The sequence below is a fragment of the Streptomyces sp. NPDC043176 genome, from assembly GCF_056436715.1.
In genome coordinates, this window is sequence record NZ_JBWKCA010000001.1 from 18,051 (window position 1) to 36,054 (window position 18,004).

At 74.4% G+C, this 18,004-nt stretch carries 15 protein-coding genes and 1 pseudogene; 5 read left to right on the forward strand and 11 right to left on the reverse strand.

Annotated features, from left to right (window positions below; all coding sequences use genetic code 11):
• Nucleotide 1: 1 nt before the first annotated feature.
• Nucleotides 2-1,249 carry an FAD-dependent oxidoreductase gene (locus AC067A_RS00100; RefSeq protein ID WP_478613460.1) on the reverse strand — a complete coding sequence of 416 codons (1,248 nt, stop codon included), beginning with the start codon at nt 1,247-1,249 and terminating at the stop codon, nt 2-4.
• 35 nt (nt 1,250-1,284) lie between these two features.
• Nucleotides 1,285-2,595, reverse strand: coding sequence for a carboxylate--amine ligase (locus AC067A_RS00105; protein WP_478612298.1), 1,311 nt, complete (start codon nt 2,593-2,595; stop codon nt 1,285-1,287).
• Between the two features lie 157 nt (nt 2,596-2,752).
• Here AC067A_RS00105 and AC067A_RS00110 point away from each other — a divergent pair, with 157 nt between their 5' ends.
• Entirely contained in the window at nt 2,753-4,357 is a 1,605-nt protein-coding gene (locus AC067A_RS00110) for a glycoside hydrolase family 26 protein (protein ID WP_478612301.1), read from the forward strand.
• A 27-nt stretch (nt 4,358-4,384) separates the two neighbouring features.
• On the opposite strand, the gene AC067A_RS00115 is transcribed toward AC067A_RS00110, so the two are convergent.
• The 9 genes from AC067A_RS00115 to AC067A_RS00155 all read right to left on the reverse strand — a co-directional run bounded on the left by AC067A_RS00115 (nt 4,385) and on the right by AC067A_RS00155 (nt 14,975).
• On the reverse strand, nt 4,385-5,527 hold the full coding sequence (locus AC067A_RS00115; RefSeq protein WP_478612304.1) for a GNAT family N-acetyltransferase: 1,143 nt from the start codon (nt 5,525-5,527) through the stop codon (nt 4,385-4,387).
• Nucleotides 5,524-6,201 carry a YveK family protein gene (locus AC067A_RS00120; RefSeq protein WP_478612307.1) on the reverse strand — a complete coding sequence of 226 codons (678 nt, stop codon included), beginning with the start codon at nt 6,199-6,201 and terminating at the stop codon, nt 5,524-5,526. The genes AC067A_RS00115 and AC067A_RS00120 overlap by 4 nt, the downstream gene beginning before the upstream one ends.
• Before the next feature lie 14 nt (nt 6,202-6,215).
• On the reverse strand, nt 6,216-7,349 hold the full coding sequence (locus AC067A_RS00125; protein ID WP_478612310.1) for a glycosyltransferase: 1,134 nt from the start codon (nt 7,347-7,349) through the stop codon (nt 6,216-6,218).
• A complete protein-coding gene (locus tag AC067A_RS00130) occupies nt 7,346-8,149 on the reverse strand; it encodes a polysaccharide deacetylase family protein (RefSeq protein WP_478612312.1) in 804 nt (267 codons plus the stop codon). The genes AC067A_RS00125 and AC067A_RS00130 overlap by 4 nt, the downstream gene beginning before the upstream one ends.
• The gene (locus AC067A_RS00135; protein WP_478613462.1) at nt 8,046-9,809 is read right to left on the reverse strand and encodes a lipid II flippase MurJ; all 1,764 of its coding nucleotides are present in this window, start codon (nt 9,807-9,809) and stop codon (nt 8,046-8,048) included. Before AC067A_RS00135 ends, AC067A_RS00130 begins: the two co-directional genes overlap by 104 nt.
• Before the next feature lie 187 nt (nt 9,810-9,996).
• Complete coding sequence (locus AC067A_RS00140; RefSeq protein WP_478612314.1) at nt 9,997-11,325, reverse strand: O-antigen ligase family protein; 1,329 nt, start codon at nt 11,323-11,325, stop codon at nt 9,997-9,999.
• A gap of 2 nt (nt 11,326-11,327) precedes the next feature.
• Nucleotides 11,328-12,779 (reverse strand): exopolysaccharide biosynthesis polyprenyl glycosylphosphotransferase, encoded by a 1,452-nt coding sequence (locus AC067A_RS00145; RefSeq protein ID WP_478612317.1) that lies wholly within the window; start codon nt 12,777-12,779, stop codon nt 11,328-11,330.
• Nucleotides 12,776-13,912 carry a glycosyltransferase gene (locus AC067A_RS00150; RefSeq protein WP_478612319.1) on the reverse strand — a complete coding sequence of 379 codons (1,137 nt, stop codon included), beginning with the start codon at nt 13,910-13,912 and terminating at the stop codon, nt 12,776-12,778. The genes AC067A_RS00145 and AC067A_RS00150 overlap by 4 nt, the downstream gene beginning before the upstream one ends.
• A gap of 1 nt (nt 13,913) precedes the next feature.
• Complete coding sequence (locus tag AC067A_RS00155) at nt 13,914-14,975, reverse strand: DUF3344 domain-containing protein (protein ID WP_478612321.1); 1,062 nt, start codon at nt 14,973-14,975, stop codon at nt 13,914-13,916.
• Between the two features lie 379 nt (nt 14,976-15,354).
• Here AC067A_RS00155 and AC067A_RS00160 point away from each other — a divergent pair, with 379 nt between their 5' ends.
• From AC067A_RS00160 to AC067A_RS00175, 4 genes and pseudogenes are all read left to right on the forward strand, one after another.
• Nucleotides 15,355-15,594 (forward strand): chaplin, encoded by a 240-nt coding sequence (locus AC067A_RS00160; protein WP_478612324.1) that lies wholly within the window; start codon nt 15,355-15,357, stop codon nt 15,592-15,594.
• 275 nt (nt 15,595-15,869) lie between these two features.
• A complete protein-coding gene (locus AC067A_RS00165; protein WP_478612326.1) occupies nt 15,870-16,721 on the forward strand; it encodes a hypothetical protein in 852 nt (283 codons plus the stop codon).
• Nucleotides 16,722-16,980: 259 nt separating this feature from the next.
• A complete protein-coding gene (locus AC067A_RS00170; protein ID WP_478612329.1) occupies nt 16,981-17,262 on the forward strand; it encodes a hypothetical protein in 282 nt (93 codons plus the stop codon).
• 233 nt (nt 17,263-17,495) lie between these two features.
• A pseudogene (locus AC067A_RS00175) lies at nt 17,496-18,004 on the forward strand (hypothetical protein); the annotation flags it as partial.

Below are 18,004 nucleotides of genomic sequence, written 5' to 3' on the forward strand. Positions count from 1 at the left end.
GTCATGCCGTGACCGGTGCCTTCCCGCCCGTACGCGGCCGGCCCACCGCCCCGCCCGTCCGCAGCCGCTGCCGCACGCCCCTCACCAGGCGCCCCGCCGTGTACCGGGCGCCGAAGACGAACCGCATCGACGGGCCGTACGAAGGGGCGGTGAGCAGCCCGGCGAGGAACAGGCCGGGCCACGAGGACTCGAAGAGGGCGCCCACCTCCGGCGCACCGCCCGCGCCGACCGTGCGCAGGGCGCCGCGCAACGCGGGGGAGAGCACGCCGGCCCGGTCCAGGCTCGGGGTGAAACCGGTGGCCGCGACGACGTGGTCGGTCTCCAGGACCGTCGTCCCCCCGGGCCCGGCGACGTCGATCCGCAGCCGCTCGTCCCCGGTCACCGCCGCCGAGGTGATCCGCTGCCCGAGGCGTACGTCCCCGATCGCCGCGAACCGCTCGCGGAGCCACCAGGCGCCCGCCGGGCCGAGCGCCGAGTCGAAGATCCGCTCACGGGTGGCCGCCGGCAGGCGCCGGAAGACGCCCGGGGTGTCCGCGTACAGCTTGTTCCTCCAGCCGCAGCCGAGTCCGGTGTGCGGGGCGCGGAGCGACGGCCACAGGCCGCGGTCGAGGGCCGGGGGCGGGGTGTTCCAGTTCAGCCGGTCCGCGCGGGCGACGATCCGGACGGTGGCGGCGCCCCCCTCGGTGAGCAGCGCGGCGGTCTCCAGGGCCGCCTGGCCCGCGCCGACGACCGTGACGTCCCGGCCGGCGAAGCCGTCGAGCTCGCCGTGGTGGCTGGAGTGGGTGACGTACCGCCGGGGGAGTCCGCGCAGCGGCCCGGGGATCTCCGTGAACGGCAGGACGCCGACGGCGAGGGCCACCGCCCGGGCACGGAGCGGCTCGCCGTCCTCCGTCCGCAGCTCGAACCCCCCGGCGGCGGGCGCCACGGAGGCGATCAGGCGCTCGTCGAGCGCCGGCACGGCCTGCCGGGCGAACCAGTCGCCGTACGCGGCGAAGAAGTCGACCGGCAGCGGCACCCCGTGGGTGGCGCGGACGCCCCGGGCCGCGGCGTAGGCGTCGAGCCCGAACGCGTCCCGAGGGTCGGAGAGGTGGGAGGCCCAGGGCTCCGACTTCAGGAACATGCCCGGGGGCATGGCGTGCCAGGACTCCATCGAGCGGCCGAAAGTCCGGAGGTCCAGTCCGCGGGCCGCCGCGTGCGCGGCCACGGACAGACCGTAGGGTCCGGCCCCGACGACCACCAGGTCGTACATCGGCTTCGACGACTTCGACATCGTGCCTTCCGCCTTCATCGTGGGGTGAGCTGGTGGGAGGAGCTGCGGGCCGCGGGGGGCGGAACGGCGCCCTGCGGGCGTGTCCGCCCCACCCGGAGCATCCGGCGGAGCGCGGTCAGCGCCCTGCGCAGCAGATGAGCGGTCCAGGCGAGACCCATGGCGAGCGCGGGCGCCGGGTCGTCGGCCGCGCACCAGGCGAACTCCGTCCGCTGCCGCGCGGCCCCCGGCTCGGCCGTGTACCGGCGGCGCGGCGAGGCCAGGAGCGAGAGCGCCGCGTAGTTCTCGACCAGGAACCGGCGGCCGTACGCGGGGGAGTACGGCGGCACCGGACGCCCGGTGAGGTCCAGGTGCAGCGCCCGGACCACGTCCAGGCCGGCGGCGTCGGCGAAGAGCCGGAACTGCGCGCCGGGCCGGGGGTTGAAGTCGAGCAGGTGGTACGCGCCGGTCGCCCGGTCGAGACGGAAGTCCAGGTCGCACACGCCCCGGTAGTCGAGCGCGTCGAGCAGCTCGCGGGCTGTCCGGTCCACGGCCGGGTTCACCGTCCAGCGGCCCGCCGCGGTGAGCCCCGCCCCGTCCGGCCAGGAGCGCTCCTTGCGGCCGGTCGCCCCGGTCGCGCAGCCGCCCCGGGAGTCCACGTACCCGTGGAAGAACCAGTCCAGGTCCCGGCCCGCCGGGAGGAGTTCCTGGAGCAGCAGGCGGCTGCCCGCCTCCGGGGTCCGGGCGTACAGCTCCCGTACCTCCGCGAGCGACCGCACGATCGTGGTGCTGCGCAGCCCGGCCCCGGCCGGCAGCAGCCACGGCCGGCTCCACTTCGCGACCACCGGCAGACCGAGCGCCCACGCCATCGCGGCCGCCTCGTCGTCGCCGGTGGGCAGCTCGGTCCGCGGATGGGGCAGACCGAGCGTCGCGCAGGTCTCGGCGAGCGCCGCCTTGTCCGCGACCCGCAGCAGCTGCTCCTCGCTCTGCTCGGGCAGCAGGAACCGGGGGGAGAGTTCGGCGCGGTGCCGGGCCAGCGCCAGGGCGCTGACGTCGTCGAGGGGCACCGGCAGCAACGGATGTGACGGGCTGTCGGCGATCTCGTCGGCCGTCTCCGTCAGCGCCGCGGCCAGCTCGGCGGCGGAGGCGGAGACGGGGCGCGTGCGGGCCGAGCGGAGGTAGCGGGAGCGGGCGACCGGACCGGCACCCGACCCGATGACGGCGTGGACCGGGATTCCCGCCCTTCCCAGCGAACGCGTGGCGCCGAGCGTCCCGTGGTGAAAGGGATTCCGGTCGAGCCGCACCAGGACGGCGGGGACGCGGGTGTCGAAACTCTGACCGTGCGGCACGGCATGCCTTTCCACTCGGGTGCCCCAACCGGGCGATGAAATCCTCTAATGGACTACTGAGCAGAGGGAAGCCGAGTTCACGGTCGGCTCATTAGGAATACTTTCAGAGCATCGGATTGACGGATCATCAAAAAGCGAACGACGCTAAGGAGCGGCCATGGCAGCTGCGCGACGAAGAACATCGAGAAGGTGGCTGGGGGTGTTCACCGCCGGTCTCCTGGCCACGGGGTCGGTCGCCCTGTCGTCCCCCGCCCACGCCGCCGACCCCGTCGCGGCGAAGGACCCCACACCCACCCTCGCCGGTGCCATGGGGGCCTTCCTCGATTCGGGCGCGCTCGGGGTCGCCCGCATCGGGCAGCTGGAGCGCTGGCTCGGCGGCCACGAGCTCCGCGTCGGCCACACCTACCTGCCCGGCGAGCGGTGGAGCAGCATCGAGGGCCCCCCGGGCTTCCTCGACGCCTGGGCCGACTGGCGCAACGACCGGCCCGACCGCCTCTTCGTCCTCAACGTGCCCATGCTGGAGCGGAACGAGGCCGGCGTCTCCGACCACGAGGTCCGCCGCCAGCTCCAGCTCGGGGCCGCCGGCTACTACGACCACCACTTCAGGACCCTCGCCGAACGCCTCGTCGGACTGGACGCCACCGACACCGTCATCGTCCTCGGCTGGGAGATGAACGGCACCACCTACACCCACCGGTGCGCGCCCGACCCCACCGCGTGGAAGAAGTACTGGAACCGGATCGTCGCCGCGATGCGCTCCGTGCCGGGCCAGAAGTTCCGCTTCGACTTCAACCCGAGCCGCGGCCGCGACGCCGTCCCGTGGACCGAGTGCTACCCGGGTGACGACGTCGTCGACATCATCGGCATGGACTCGTACGACCAGCCGCCCGGAATGAGTTTCGACCAGCACGTCAGCGAGCCGTACGGGCTCCAGAAGCAGGTCGATTTCGCGGCCGAGCACGGAAAGCAGATCTCCTACCCCGAATGGGGGCTCTTCCGGAACGGCGACAATCCCACGTACATGCGGCGCATGCTGGAATGGATGAAGCAGCACAAGCCGCTGTACCACACGATCACCGATTACTGCCCGCACGGCGTCTGGCAGTGCGACGACAATCCGCAGTCGTCCCTGGTCTTCCGTCAGGCGCTCTACGGAGCCGAACCGGAACTCCCGACCGACCCGACGGATCCCGTCGACCCGACCGACCCCGTCGACCCGACGGACCCGACCGATCCCACGGACCCGGTCGACCCGACGGACCCCACGGACCCGATTCCGAAGCCTGAGCCGAAGCCTGAGCCGAAGCCGGAACCGAAGCCCGAGCCGAAGCCGGAACCGAAGCCGGAACCGAAGCCCGAGCCGAAGCCGGAACCGAAGCCGGAACCGAAGCCCGAGCCGAAGCCGGAACCGAAGCCCGAGCCGAAGCCCGAGCCGAAGCCGGAACCGAAGCCCGAGCCCAAGCCGGAACCGAAGCCCGAGCCCAAGCCGGAACCGAAGCCGGAACCGAAGCCCGAGCCCAAGCCGGAACCCAAGCCTGAGCCCAAGCCCGAGCCCAAGCCGGAACCGAAGCCCGAGCCGAAGCCGGAACCGAAGCCCGAGCCCAAGCCGGAACCGAAGCCCGAGCCCAGCTGCTGGACCGTGAATCTCGGTTCGTGGGTCGAGAGTTGGATCGGTGGGCCCGTGTGCGTGCCGAAGGACTCGTGGAAGGACGAGGTCGATCTCGACTGGAAGGACGCGCTGACGGGAGTCTGGCCCTTCTGACCGGCCGGACGCTCACGGCGGCGGAGCTCATCCTCCGCCGCCGGAGGGCGCGCGGCCGGGGAGCCGGTCGACCGCGCGGCGGACCCAGGGACGCCGGCGGGCCTGGTCGGCCGCCCAGCGGCGGGCGTCGGCGGCGCCGGCACGGAGCCACAGCAGCGGGGCCGTACCGCGGCCTGCGAGGAGGAGGCGGCGGTTGCGGACGGGTTCGGGGCGCCAGTGCTGTTTGTACGACTCGCTGCCCCGCAGCATGCTGAGGGTGGCGCGGCCGCCGGAACTCGTCTCGCGGGCCCCGTGGCGCAGCAGCATGGTGGCGACGTCGACCTTGCGGGCCCGCAGGGCCGGGTCGGCTCCGTACAGGTAGCCGCCGGCGAGCCGCGGCGACATGAGGGTGAGGTCGGCGGCGACCACGTCACCGGCGAGCCGGAACTCGGTGACCATGGCGTCGCCGCGCTCGACCATCGGCCGTACGGCCCGGGTGAGGTGCTGGGCGAACCGCCGGCTGGTGTGCTCGGCGGTCACGCCGCGGCCCTGCCACTGGAGGCGGTGCAGCGCGAGCAGCCGGTCGAGGGCGGCCGGCACCTCCTCCCCGGAGACGATGTGCGCGTCGATGCCGAGCGCGTCCAGCTTCCGCAGCTTCGCGCGGACCCGCTGGGCCTTCCCGGAGGGGATCCGTTCGAGCAGCCCCTCCATGGGTACGGCGGGCAGCTCCAGGCACAGCGAGTCGGGCAGCCGTCGGCGCGGGCCGCGCCAGTGGGCGAAGACGCGCTCGCTGGCCGCCCCGGGCCGTACCTCCCGAAGGTCGACGACCGCGCCGCGTGCGGCCCGGGACAGCCCCCGGGCCAGGGCGGGCACGGCCTCGGGGCAGTCGTCGTCGAGGAGGACGTCCGTGAAGTCGGTGATGGTGCCGCCGAGCTGGGTGAGCACCGGCAGCGGTCCGCGGGCCCGCATCAGGGGCGCGGCGGCGACGAGCCGGCCGTCCTGTCGTCGTACGAGCACCACCCGCAGCGCACCGGGCCGGCCGTACGAGAGCCACCAGGAGTGCAGCCAGGAGTGGGACTGGAAGGGGGTCGCGGCGGAGCAGCGTCCGTACAGCGCCGTCCACTCGGCCGCGAGGCGCCCGAAGTCCTCCTCGTCACGGCAGACCTCGATCCGCAGGGTCCTCGGGGTCACACCGCCTCCGGCTGGTGCGTGGCGACCGCCGGGGCGGGCACGGCGGCGGAGGAGGCCGGGACCGCGGCCTGCCGGGAGTGCCGGGCCTCGCCGCGCGCGCCACCGCGCTTCGGGCGGACCAGCAGGGCCAGGCCGCCGAGGAGCCCGCCCGCGCATCCGCCGACCAGCGCGGAGAGCGGCGCGGAGGGCGAGACCGGGGCGACGGGCTTGGTGGCGCGGGAGAACTGGACGACCTTCACGCCGGTGCTGCCCGCGACGTGCGTGCTGTTCAGGACGAGTGCGCGGGCCACGCCGTCGGCCATGGACACGGCCTTCGAAGGCCGTTCGGCGCGGGCCGTGATCGAGATCATCGGGGCGTCCGGGGAGGTAGCCGCCTGCACGTTCCTGCGCAGGGTGTCGGCGGTGACCCCCGCCCACACCTGTGCGTCGCCGGTCACCGCGATGTCGGTGGCGACCCGCCCGTACGCCTGGGCGTAGCCGAGCGCCGCCGCCGGGTCCGACTTCTCGGCCGGTACGACGATGACGTAACTGGTCGCCGCGTACTGCGGGGTCTTCAGCGCCCCGTAGCCGCCGCCGAGGGCGGCGCCGGCGAGGACGGCGGCGGGCAGGACGGCCCAGCGGCCGGGGGCCCGCAGGCCTGCGGGAAGGAGGGCGCGGGGTGGGTTGGTCTTCATGGGCGTGGGTTCTCTCACTTCGCGGGGGACGGGGTGCCGTGGACGGACTGGTCGTAGAGGGACATCAACTGCCGTGCGCTGTGCGCGATGTCGTAGTGGCGGGCGGCCGCCGGCGCGGGCAGCCGGACGAGCCGGGCGTCCCGGATCCCGCTCAGCGCGGAGACCAGCTCGGGCACGGTCTCGCCGATCCTGCGCGCGCCGGGTGCCGCGTCCGGCGGCAGGTCGTCGATCGCGGGGCAGGCCACGTACAGCACGGGCAGGCCGGCGGCGAGCGCCTCGACGACGGCGAGGCCGAAGGCCTCGTCGGGGGAGGTGGACACGAAGACGTCCATCGCGGCGAGCAGCTGCGGCAGGGACGGGCCGGCCGGGTCGGCGGCCGGGGGGTCCTCGCAGGCCCCGGCGAGCAGCACGCGGCCGGCGGCCCCGCACTCCCGGGCCACCCGCAGCAGCTCCTCGCGGTGTCCGCCCTCGCCGACGAGGAGCAGGCGGGCCTCCGGTACCGACGCCACCGCCCGGACCAGCCGGTCGAACCGCTTCCCGGGCGTCAGCCGCCCCACCCCGCCCACCACGTAGGCGTCGTCGGGGATGCCGAGGGCGCGCCGGGCGAGGCGGCGGCCGGCCGCGTCGAAGGCGAAGCGGTCCGTCTCGATGCCGTTGGGCACGACCCGGATGCGGGCCGGGGGCACCCCCCAGTCGGCGAGCCGGCGGGCCACGCTGGGCGAGACGGCGACCGTGGAGGTGCCGAGCCGCTCGGACGCGAGGTACAGGGCGCGGGTGCCGGCGGACAGCGGCCGCCCCTCGATCTGGGTCTCGCCGAGCGAGTGCTCGGTGGCGATCACCCGGCGTACCCCGGCCAGCCGGGCCGCCGTCCTGCCGTACACGCACGCCCGGTAGAGGTGCGTGTGGACGAGGTCGTAGCGGCCCTGGCGGACGATGCGGACGAGCCGGGGCAGCGCGCCGAGGTCGCGGTTCCCGGCCATGCCCAGGTGGGTGACGGGGGTGCCGTCTGCCTCGATGCCCGCGGCGACCGCGCCCGGGTTGGTGAGGGTGACCACTCCGCTGCTCACGGGGAGGTGACGGAGCAGCAGCCGCAACTGCTGCTCGGCGCCGCCGATGCCGAGTCCGGTGATGACGTGCAGGACCCTCACCGCGCACCCACCGCGCCGGGGTCCTGCCGGTGGGGGACCAGATCGGCGGGGTGGCGGCGGCGCAGCGGGTGCAGGACGCGCTTGGCGGTGAGCCGCCAGGAGGTGTCGTCCTCGCCGATGTGCACGCGGGGCAGGGCGTACGCGCCGGTGTGCGGGCCCGGGTCGATCGCGCAGGCGTAGCGGTACCCGGCCTTGCGTACGGCGTGGATCGTACGCGGGTCGACCTGCCCGTACGGGTAGCAGAAGCCGTCCACCGGTGCGCCGGTCATCTCCTCCAGGAGCTCGCGGCTGTGCCGGGTCTCGGCGGCGAGCACCGCGTCGTCGGCCTCGGTGAGCGAGACGTGCGTCAGGCCGTGCGAGCCGATCTCCATGCCGGCCCCGGCGATCCGCAGGATCTCGTCCTCGTTCAGGAGGCGCTTGCGCGGCCCGCCGGTGTCCCAGGCGTTCTCGCCGCCGAGCCGCCCCGGCAGGACGTAGACCGTCGCCGTGAACCCGTGCCGGCGCAGCAGCGGAAGCGCCGAGTCGAGGAAGTCCGCGTAGCCGTCGTCGAAAGTGAGGCCGACGAGGCCCTTGGCGCGCCCCGCCGCGGTGGCGGCGAGCAGCTCCCGCACCGAGACCCCGCGCAGTCCGCGGTCGCCCAGCCAGTGCAGCTGCCGGGCGAAGCGCACGGGGGAGACGGCCACCCGGTACGGGTCGTCACCGGTGTCCGTGATCGAGTGGTACATCGCCACCCACAGGGGCGGTTTCACCCACAGGGGCGGCTTCGGCAGCAGACGGCGCAGCGCGGTGGCGGCGGGCATGGGGGGTCCTCCGGGAGGCGGAGCGGGGCAGGGGCGGAATGTCGGGCGCTTTGGCGGCGCAGGCGATGAAGAGCAGGAACACGCCGCCGACGGCCAGGCAGGCGACGGCGACGGCGAGGGCGGCGGGGCCGATCGCGAGCTGGCAGAGCCAGCCGGCGCCGGTGGCCCACGCGCCCGCGGTGGCGAGCCGGAGGAGGCCCTCGCCGAGCCGGTCGACCTGGACCGGGACGGCCTGCCGGTGGGCGCCGCGCAGCAGCAGGACGGCGGTGACGGTGATCCCGAGGGCGTTGGCGGCGGCGATGCCGACCGCGCCCCAGTAATGGGCGCCGGGGACGCCCGCGGCGGCGGTGGTGGCGAGACCGGCGGCCATGGCGACGGCCGGGTACCAGAGCGGGCGGGCGGCGGAGAAGTAGCAGCGGACGAGGGCGCCGACCATCGTCTGGCCGAGCAGCCCAAGGGCGTAGACCCGCATGACGGCGGCGGTGGAGGTGGTGTCGGCGGCACTGAACTCACCGCGCTCGAAGAGCAGTTCGACGATCCTGGGGGCCGCGGCGATCACGGTCGAGGCGCCGACGAGCACCACGAGGGCCGCGAGCAGCAGGTCCCGCTCGACCCGGCGCCGGGCCGCCTCGGTGTCGCCCGCCGCCAGCGCGCGGGCGACCACCGGGAAGCTGACCGTGCACAGCATCAGGGACAGGATCATCGGCATCTGGGCGACCTTCTGCGCGTAGTTCAGGTGCGAGATGGCGCCGGCGGGCAGCGGGGACGCGAGGAAACGCTCGATCAGGGTCTGGGACTGGCGGCACAGCGAGAACGCGACGACCGGCGCGATCAGCCCGAGCAGCACGATCCGGCCCTCACCCGCGTCACCGGCCCCGAGAGACTCGGGCTCCCGCGCCGGCACCGGCCGGGTCCGCAGCTCGCGCAGCAGCGACGGCGCCTGCACGAGGACCATCAGGACACCGCCCACCGCGACGCCGACGGCGGCCGAACGCACCCCCCACGGCTCGCGGAGCAGCAGGATCGTCCCGATGATGCCGATGTTGTACGCCACGTAGATGGTGGCCGGCGGCACGAAGCAGCCGTGCGCGCGCAGCGCCGCCGAGCAGTACCCCACCAGCGCGAAGGACAGGACGCACGTCCCGGTGAGCCGCGTGCAGTCGACCGCGAGTCCCGGATCGGGCAGCCCCGGCGCGAGCGCCGACACGATCAGCGGCGCGGCGACGACGAGGAGCGCGGCGGCGCCCCCCACGGCCAGGGTGAGCCGGGGGAGCGTGCCGCGCACGAGGGCCCGCACCGGGTCGCCGGACGAACCCCCCGAACGCCTCGCCAGCGCACGGGAGAAGGCCGGCACCAGGATCAGCGCCATCGCGTCCTCGATCAGCAGCGTCGACGCGAACTCGGGCACCGTCCACGCCACCAGGAACGCGTCGGTCTCCGCGCCCGCCCCGAAGTACCCCGCCAGGATCTGGTCCCGTACGAGCCCCAGGAGCGCACCGAGCGCGGTCAGCGCGGCGGTCACGGCCGCGGCCTTCGCCAGGAACCCGCGCCCCTGCGTCCGGTCGCCGCCCGAGCGGGGCGCGCGCCTCCGGGCGTGCGCCCGCCGCCCGGTGGGACGGACCGGCGCGGCCTGCGGGAGACCGCGTACGGTCTCGGTCACCGCGCCGGTCGCGGCGCCCGTGGCCCCCGGCAGCAGCGCGGCCCCCGGTGCCCACGGGGAGTCCGTGGGCCCCGGAGGCGCGGTGGGCCAGGGGTCGGTGAGCGGTGCGCCGCAGGGAGGCCGGGGCGCGGGGCGCGGTCCGTCGTGCCACGGCGTGTCCGTGGGTTCCGGTTCACCCGCCCACGGGTCACGCACGCCTCACCTCCGCCAGCGCCCACCAGGCCGCGAGGCCCAGCACGACCGACATCAGGACGGTCGAGGGGCCCCCGATGTCCGCGTAGAAGAAGTCGATGAGCTGCCAGGCCAGCAGACCGCCCGCGACCAGCGCGCAGTCCGCGCCCAGGCGCCACCGGCGCAGCGCGCCCACCAGCAGCGCCACCCAGCTGCCGGCCAGCGCGAGGAGTCCCACCAGGCCCTGCTCGCTCAGCACCAGGAGGTACATGTTGTGCGGGGAGAGCAGCGGCTGACGTGCGAAGGCGGCGCCCGCGCCGGCCGTGTCGCTGCCGGAGGAGAGCGCGAGGGAGGCGTTCGAGTCGCGGTACGCGGGGAAGCCCTTCAGGCCGACGCCCGTGACCGGCTCCGCCCGCCACATCCGCCCGGCCGCCGCCCACATCGTGTACCGGTCGGTGACCGACTGGTCGGGCGCGGCCGCCACCTGGGTGATGCTGGTGACCCGCTCCTTCACCATCGCCGAGCCGATCCCCAGACCGCCGACGAGGACCACGCCGAGCGCGCCCGCGGCGAGCACCACCCGGGCCGCCCGCCGCGGCCCCGACAGCAGCAGCTGGATGCCGCAGGCGAGCACGGTCGCGATCCACGCGCCGCGGCTGAACGACAGCACCAGCGGCACGAAGAGCAGGCCCGCGCAGACCAGCGCCGCCGTCCGCGTCCGGCCCGGCGCGCTGCCGAGCGCGATCCCCGCGGCGACCACGAGCCCGTACGCCACGACCGTCGCCATGCCCATCACGTCGGTCGCCCCGAAGGTGCCGACGGCCCTGACGTCCTCGCCCTGGTACGAGGCACCCGTACCCGTCAGGTACTGCACGACCCCCACCGCGCCCTGGAGCAGCGCGAAGGCGACCAGCCCCCAGGCGACCACGGCGAAGTCCCGCCGGTCGCGGATCATCAGGAGCACGGCCGCCGGCACGAGCACGAAGACCTGCACGTAGCGGGCCACGCCCGGCAGGCTCGCCACCGGATCGTTCGAGGTGATCGCCGCCAGGCAGATCCCGAACACCGGCAGGCCGAGGACCACGGCCGCCGCCCGGGTCAACGGCCGGGCGCCGCCGCGCAGCACCCGGACGAGACAGATCACGACGAGGAGCCCGGAGGCCGCGTCCGCGACCGTCCCCGTGCCGCCGGTGCCGCCCTGCGCCCCGCCGCCGCCCGGGACGAGCAGCAGCGCGATCACGGCGAGCACCGGGGACAGCGCGCCGACCCGGTGCACCCACTCCCGTACGTCCACCGCCCCCCTCACCGCGGGGACCGCGGGCACCGTCGTCACGGCCGTGGCCATCCTCAGCTCCCCGTGGGTCGGACGAGCCCGGCCGCCGTGCGCAGCAGGATGCAGACGTCCTGCCAGAGCGACCAGTGGTCGATGTAGTGGTTGTCGAAGCGGCAGCGGTCCTCGATCGACGTGTCGCCCCGCAGACCGTGCACCTGCGCCAGACCGGTCAGCCCCACCGGCATCCGGTGGCGCGCCGCGTACCCGACGTGGATCTTGCTGAACTGGGCGACGAAGTAAGGGCGTTCGGGCCGGGGCCCGACCAGGCTCATGTCGCCGCGCAGCACGTTCCACAGCTGCGGCAGCTCGTCGAGCGAGCTCTTGCGCAGGAATCCGCCGGCCGCGCTCATCCGCCGGTCGCCCGCCACGTTCCAGCGGGTCGCCGACTCGGTGTCGTCCGAGGGCCGCAGCGTACGGAACTTCAGGAGGGTGAAGTGGCGGCCGTGCTGCCCCACCCGCTCCTGCCGGAAGAGCACCCCGGGACCGTCCGAGAGGCGTACGGCGAGCGCGCAGAGCAGCAGCACCGGCAGGGCGAGCGCGAGGGCCGGGGCGGCGAGCGCGATGTCGAGGACCCGCTTGGCGGTCAGCCGCCGCTCGGCCGGCGCGGCGACCCGGTGCCAGGCGTACCCCCACACGTGCGCGGCCATCGGCCCGTCCTGATGCCGGCCGCCGACCCGCCAGGTGGTGCAGCCGTAGTGCTGGAAGAGCGTCATCAGGCCGGGGTCGTCGTCCAGGAACACCGCGTCGCACACGGCGTTCTGGATGACGGCCCGGTGGATCTCCTCGGTCGTGGTGAGCACCGGAAGCCCGGCCTCCCCGGCCGCCCGGGGCGCACCGCCCTGCTCCGGTACGCCGACGATCCCGACCGGCCGCACCCCGTACTCGGGGTGCTGGGCGACCGACGCGGCGAACCGGCGCGCGGCCCCCGTCCCGCCGACGACGAGCGCCGACCGCGGATGGGCGCGCGCGATCCGGCGCCGCCGGGCCAGCACCAGGGCCCGGACCAGGCACACGACGGCGACGTGCGTGCCGTACGCGGCGCTCAGCCGCAGCGGCCCGATCGCCAGTGCCGGGGAGTACGCGGCGACGCCGGCGGCAGCCAGACACCAGACGACCCCGGCCCGGGAGGCGAGGGCGGGCAGTTCGTCCAGGGCCCGGGCGTGCGCGGGCGGCCGGTAGAGCCCCGCGCGGCCGTCGAGGACCAGGACGAGCACCGCGACCGGCAGCAGCAGCCGGACGTCGTGGTGCGCCGCTCCCAGGAGGGAGGTGGCGGCCAGGACGGCCAGACCGTCGACGGCCACGAGCGGTGCCACGCCGGAGCGCGGCCGGACCCGGCGGTGGCGCGGCAGCGCGAGCCGGTCGGGCGTGCCGCGGCGCGGCGACGCGAGGGAGGCGAGCCCGAAGGCCTGGCCCGCCGTGGGCCAGGGGCCCGGCGAAGAGGGAACGCTGGTGCTTTCGGTGGTCACTGCGCAATCGGCTCTCTGTGCTCGGCTCCCCGCACTCCGGCCAGTTCGCGGTAGACGTCCGCGACGGCCGCGCCGGTGCGCCGGACATCGAAACTGCTGAGTACGTGCTCGTGGGCCTCGCGGCCCAGGCGGTGCCGCAACTCCGGCCGGCCGAGAAGGCGGCCGAGAGCGGCGGCGAGCGCGGCCGGGTCCTCGGGAGGAACCAGGCACTCGGGTGCGTGGGCGGGCGGGAGGCTCTCCCGGGCCCCGTCCACGTCGCTGACGACGACCGGCCGACCGCTCGCCATGGCCTCCAGGGGGGCGAGCGCCATCCCCTCCCAGCGGGACGGCAGGACGACCACGTCCGCCGCCCGGTACCAGGGGGCGGTGTCGTCGACGGCCCCGGTGAACCGCACCGAGGAACCGGCGGCGGCGCGCAGCCGCGCACCGTCCGGGCCGTCGCCGACCAGCACGAGCCGGGCCGTGGGCACCTCCGCGAGGACCGCGGGCCATGCGGCGAGCAGCACGTCCTGGCCCTTCTGGCGGCAGAGCCGGCCCACGCAGACGACCGTGGGGGACGGGTTGCCGGGCGGCCCCCCGGTCGCGAACCTGGCCACGTCCACCCCGTTGTGGACGACCGACCAGTCCGCCACGACCCCGGCCGCCTCTCCGGTACGCCGCTCGGCCTCGCTGACGCAGACGATCCGGTCCGCCCAGCGGGCGCCGAACCGCTCCCAGCGGCGGGCGAGCGCGGCCGTGGCCCCCTCGACCGCCTCGAACGACCAGGCGTGCGGCTGGTACACCGTCGGAACCCGTCCCCGCAGGGCGAGTCGGGCGCACAACCCGGCCTTGGCACTGTGCGCGTGGACGATCCCGGGCCGGACCGCGCGGATCAACCGGGCCAGTTCCCGGGTCTCGCGGACCAGTTGGGGACCGGGGTCACGCCCGGCCCGCCAGTCGAGGGGCTCGGCGCCCTCGGCGCGGACGGCCGCGGAGAGGGCGGTGCCGGGCGGACAGGCGACCGCGACCCGCAGGCCGGCGGCGCGCTGGGCGCGGACCAGGTCGACGACGACCCGTGCGACCCCGCCGTCACCCGGCTGGACCGCGTGCAGGACGGTGACGGACGCGGGGTCCGTATCAAGTGGTGACTGCACGTCAGCGCCGGACGTCCGCCTGGAGGAAGAGCGCACCGAGCCAGACGGTGTCCTTCTCGCTGCCGAACCGGACCTCGACACGGTCGCCCCCCTCGCGCAGCGCATCCCGCAGATCGAAGACGTCGGAGTCGTACCCCAGAGTGTTCGTACCATCGGGGAAGCGGACTGTACGACCGGCGCCGAATTCGGTGATGCTGGAGTTCATGACGTCTTCCGCGGAATTGGCGGAATCGGAGAGCAGGGTGCTCTTCGTGCGGCTCGTATCCACCGCGATGTAATCCCCGGAAGTGCCTCGGTCACCGTCATAGGCGATCACTCCGAGCTGCCCGCGCGTCCCCTCGGGAAAACGGTTTCCGTCGACCGGGACGCGGAGTTCCCCGCCGCGCGGACCGACTGTTTCGAAACCGTCCCAGACGCCGATCCGACGCAGCGGTTCCGACGACTTCTCGTACGCGGCGACGAGCGTCCAGCCACCCCAGCCGCCCACCGCGGAACGCCCCATGGCCACGTTGACCTGGGCGACCGTCCACTGGCCGGGCTGCGACGAGCGGACCAGCTCGGTGACGTCGGCGGAGGCCTGGAAGGCGTCGGCGCCGTCCGCCGTGCGGTGACCGATCAGCGAGTCGGCGAGGAGCGCCTTGTACGAGCCGCCGGGCTCGGCGATCAGCACCCGGCCGTTGTCCTCGGCCGGCTTCTGCTCGCCCACCCGCAGGTTGCCGCCCCAGTAGAGACGGGCCCAGCTGACCCGCGCGCCCGAGGGCACCCGGAGCTCGGCGCGGCTGGAGTTGTACGTGTTGGGGTCGCTGTCCACGTCGACGTACGCGATCGTCGCGCCGTCGTTCACCGACTCGGTGCCCTTCGCGCCCTTCGCCGAGGAGTTGGCGGCGCGCACGACCCCGCCGTGCTGCACCGCCTCGTACCGCGCGGCGAAGGGGACGCGGGCCGCCTCCCGGGGCGGTTGGGGAGCGGCGGCGGAGGCGACCGGCAGCGCGGCGGTCAGTGCCGCGCACGACAGGGCGCACAGCGCGCTGCGACGCACGGCAGGAATCGCAGAATTCCGCATACAGGTTCTCCGCTTTGATGAGAGAAGAGAGGGAAGACCCGAGATGGCCGGGCGGGAGGAAGATGTCGTCCGCACGAAATGGGTGAACGCGCGGCCGGCCCGGAAGCAACGCTCGGGAACGTTATAACCCCGACGCGGGGCGATAGTAAGCATTAGATGCTCGGAAACGCTAACTCCCGTATCCATGTGGCAGGTTCCTCGTTGTGCGTGTTGCGCCATTCCACGCCCAGTCCCCCGGATGGCCCTCCTATGGCCCAAAGATCGGTTGAACGTCACCCGTTCGGGAGAGCAACCGATGAAAAGCCGGGGCGTTGTTGAAGGAGCCGGGCCGAACAGTCCGCGCAGTCCGAGTTGAATTTCGATCGAGGAGAGCTTCTCCATGTCCCGTATCGCCAAGGCCGTTGTTCTGACCGTGGGTGCCGCCGCCGCCGTAGCCGGTGCCGCCGGGGCCGCCGCTGCCGACGCCGGCGCCGAGGGTGCGGCCGTGAAGTCCCCCGGTGTCGGCTCCGGCAACGTCGTCCAGGTCCCGGTGCACATCCCGGTCAACCTCTGCGGCAACACCGTCAGCGTCATCGGCGCGCTGAACCCGACCTTCGGCAACGCCTGCGTCAACGCCTGATCGGCCACGCCTGATCGGTCCTTCCGAAGCCGGTGCGCCCATCCCCTGGGGTGGGCGCACCGGCTTTTTCCTTGTCGCCACTGGTTCGGTACTCGTTCGGCCGCATGCTCGTGCGCCGTTCGGTGCAACGGCGTACGCCCCTTCGGGGGGCAGGGTGGCGGGCCGGATTCACTCGAAGGGAGACGTGGCGCTCGGTAGTTCCGCGGTTGCGGAGCGCTATACCCGCAGGCACCGTGAGAGGGCAGTTGTCCGACGCATAAGGAAAAGGAACACATATGCGTCCCCTCGCTACACCCCGCCTCACCGCCCTGGCGATATCCGCCGTCCTCACCCTCGGCGCGGCGGGACCCGCCGTCGCCGGCGAACACCATCCGTCCACCGCGGCCGACCGGGCCGCCCGCGCACCCCTCCCCGAAGCCGCCGCCCTGCTGACCCAGGCCGAGGCGCTCGGAGAGCTCGGGTCCGTGACGACCCCCGTGACCGAACTCGTCACCGCCGCGCTCAAGGCCGACTCCGGCCGGCTCCCCGCGGCCGACGCCGAAGCGCTCAAGACGAAGATCGCGGCCGCCGTCGAGCAGGCCAAGGGCGCCGCCCCGGCCCCGCTGCCGGACACGCCCGCACCCGACGTCCCCGTCACCCCACCGGAACTCCCGGCCACCCCGCCCGAGCTTCCCGCCACCCCGCCCGAGCTGCCGGTGACGCCGCCCGCGGTGGAGACTCCCGTGGGCCTGCCCGTGAAGCCGCCCGTGACGCTGCCCGTCGCCGCCGGCGCGAAGGCCGCACCGGCGGACGTCGTGGACGACGCCCTCGCCACGGTCGAGAAGGCGGTCGCGGGGCTGCTCGCCGCCGTCACCTCCGGTGATGCCGCCGGTGTCGTCCCGCAGGTCACCGCGACCCTGACGTCGCTGGTCAACCTGGCCGTCGCCACCGTGCTCGGCAGCGGGCTGCCCGCGCCGGACCTGGCCGGACTGCCCGCCCTGCCGGCGCTCCCGGCGGGGGTGCCGGAGCTGCCGGTGGACCCGCCTCAGCTGCCCGTCGACCCGCCTCAGCTGCCGGTCGACCCGCCGGTGAAGCCCCCGGTCGCCGCGCCCGACCTCCCGGTCAAGCCGCCGCTGCCGGTGCGGTAGTCGTCCCCGCGTCCTGTGCCGGTCCGGCCTCCGCCGGACCGGCACAGGCGTGTGCGTCCGACGCCTGCCCGACCGGCGCGGACGAGCGCGATCGGCAAATAGCACCGGTCCGCATCGATCGGGTGCAGTGTCGAGAAATCCTTCGTCCCGGAGTTTCCGGGGAGCGCACTTCTCGTTACAGAAGCAGAAAGATGTACCGGATTCGGCCAAGAACCCTGTACAGCAAGTGACTTGAAAGCACAGCGGAAGGATTCATCTCATGAAGCCCACCAAGGTCGCCGCGGTCGTCGCCGGTTCGCTGATGGCGCTGGGTGCCGCCGCGCCCGCCATGGCCACGGAGGCGCTGACCCCCACCAGCCTGAACGGTGGACTCGAAGCGATCGCCGCCAATGGGCTGAAGACGGACATGCTCAGCAGCACCACGGACGGCTCCCCGGTCAAGAGCGTCACCGACGCGGCCACCCAGCTGAACGAGACCACCAAGGGCGCCCCGCTCCTCGGCGGCCTCCCGGTCCCCGGTGGGCTCCCGCTCGGCGGCTGACACCACATCAGTCCCACTGCCCTCAAGGGCACTTATGGCGGTCGTCGTGCCGCCGTTCCCCACGGTCGGCTGATCGAATGATTTTCTGATCAGCTGCCGTGTGGCCCTCGCTGTGCGCCCCGCGCCGCCCCATACCGTCTGGCCCATCCCACGCGAACGTCGGCGTGGAGCAGGCCGGTCGGAGCGAGGGGGGATCCTCGCCGGTCTCTCCCTTTCTCCAGAGGAAGAGCGGTATGCGGTCCATCATCAGCAGGAAAGTACTCACCGCGGCGGCAGCGACCGGCATCCTGTCGCTGAGCGGCGGATTCGCCCTTGCCGCGGGCTCCCACGCCGGCACGGGCGACGGGTCGGGCCCCGCCACCGCCGGTCATGCCCAAGCCCTCCTGCCGGCTGACGTCTGCGGCAAGAGCATGGAACTCGGCGGCTTCGCCGCGGCGGCCGTCGGCGACCTCTGCGCCCACGCGGAGGACCCCGGCGGCTACGGCGACGAACCGGGCGAGCCCTCCAACCCGCCCACGCACCCGTCGTCCCCGCCGGTGTCCTCGCCGCCTCCGACGCATCCGCATGAGCCGGGTGACTGTGAGGCGCCCAAGCCGGGGGAGGAGCCGGAGCCGGGTTGTGAGGAGCCGTCGAGCCCGCCGGTGTCCTCGCCGCCGGTCTCCACCCCGCCGGTCTCCACCCCGCCGGTGTCCTCGCCGCCTCCGACGCATCCGCATGAGCCCGGTGAGTGCGAGGCGCCCAA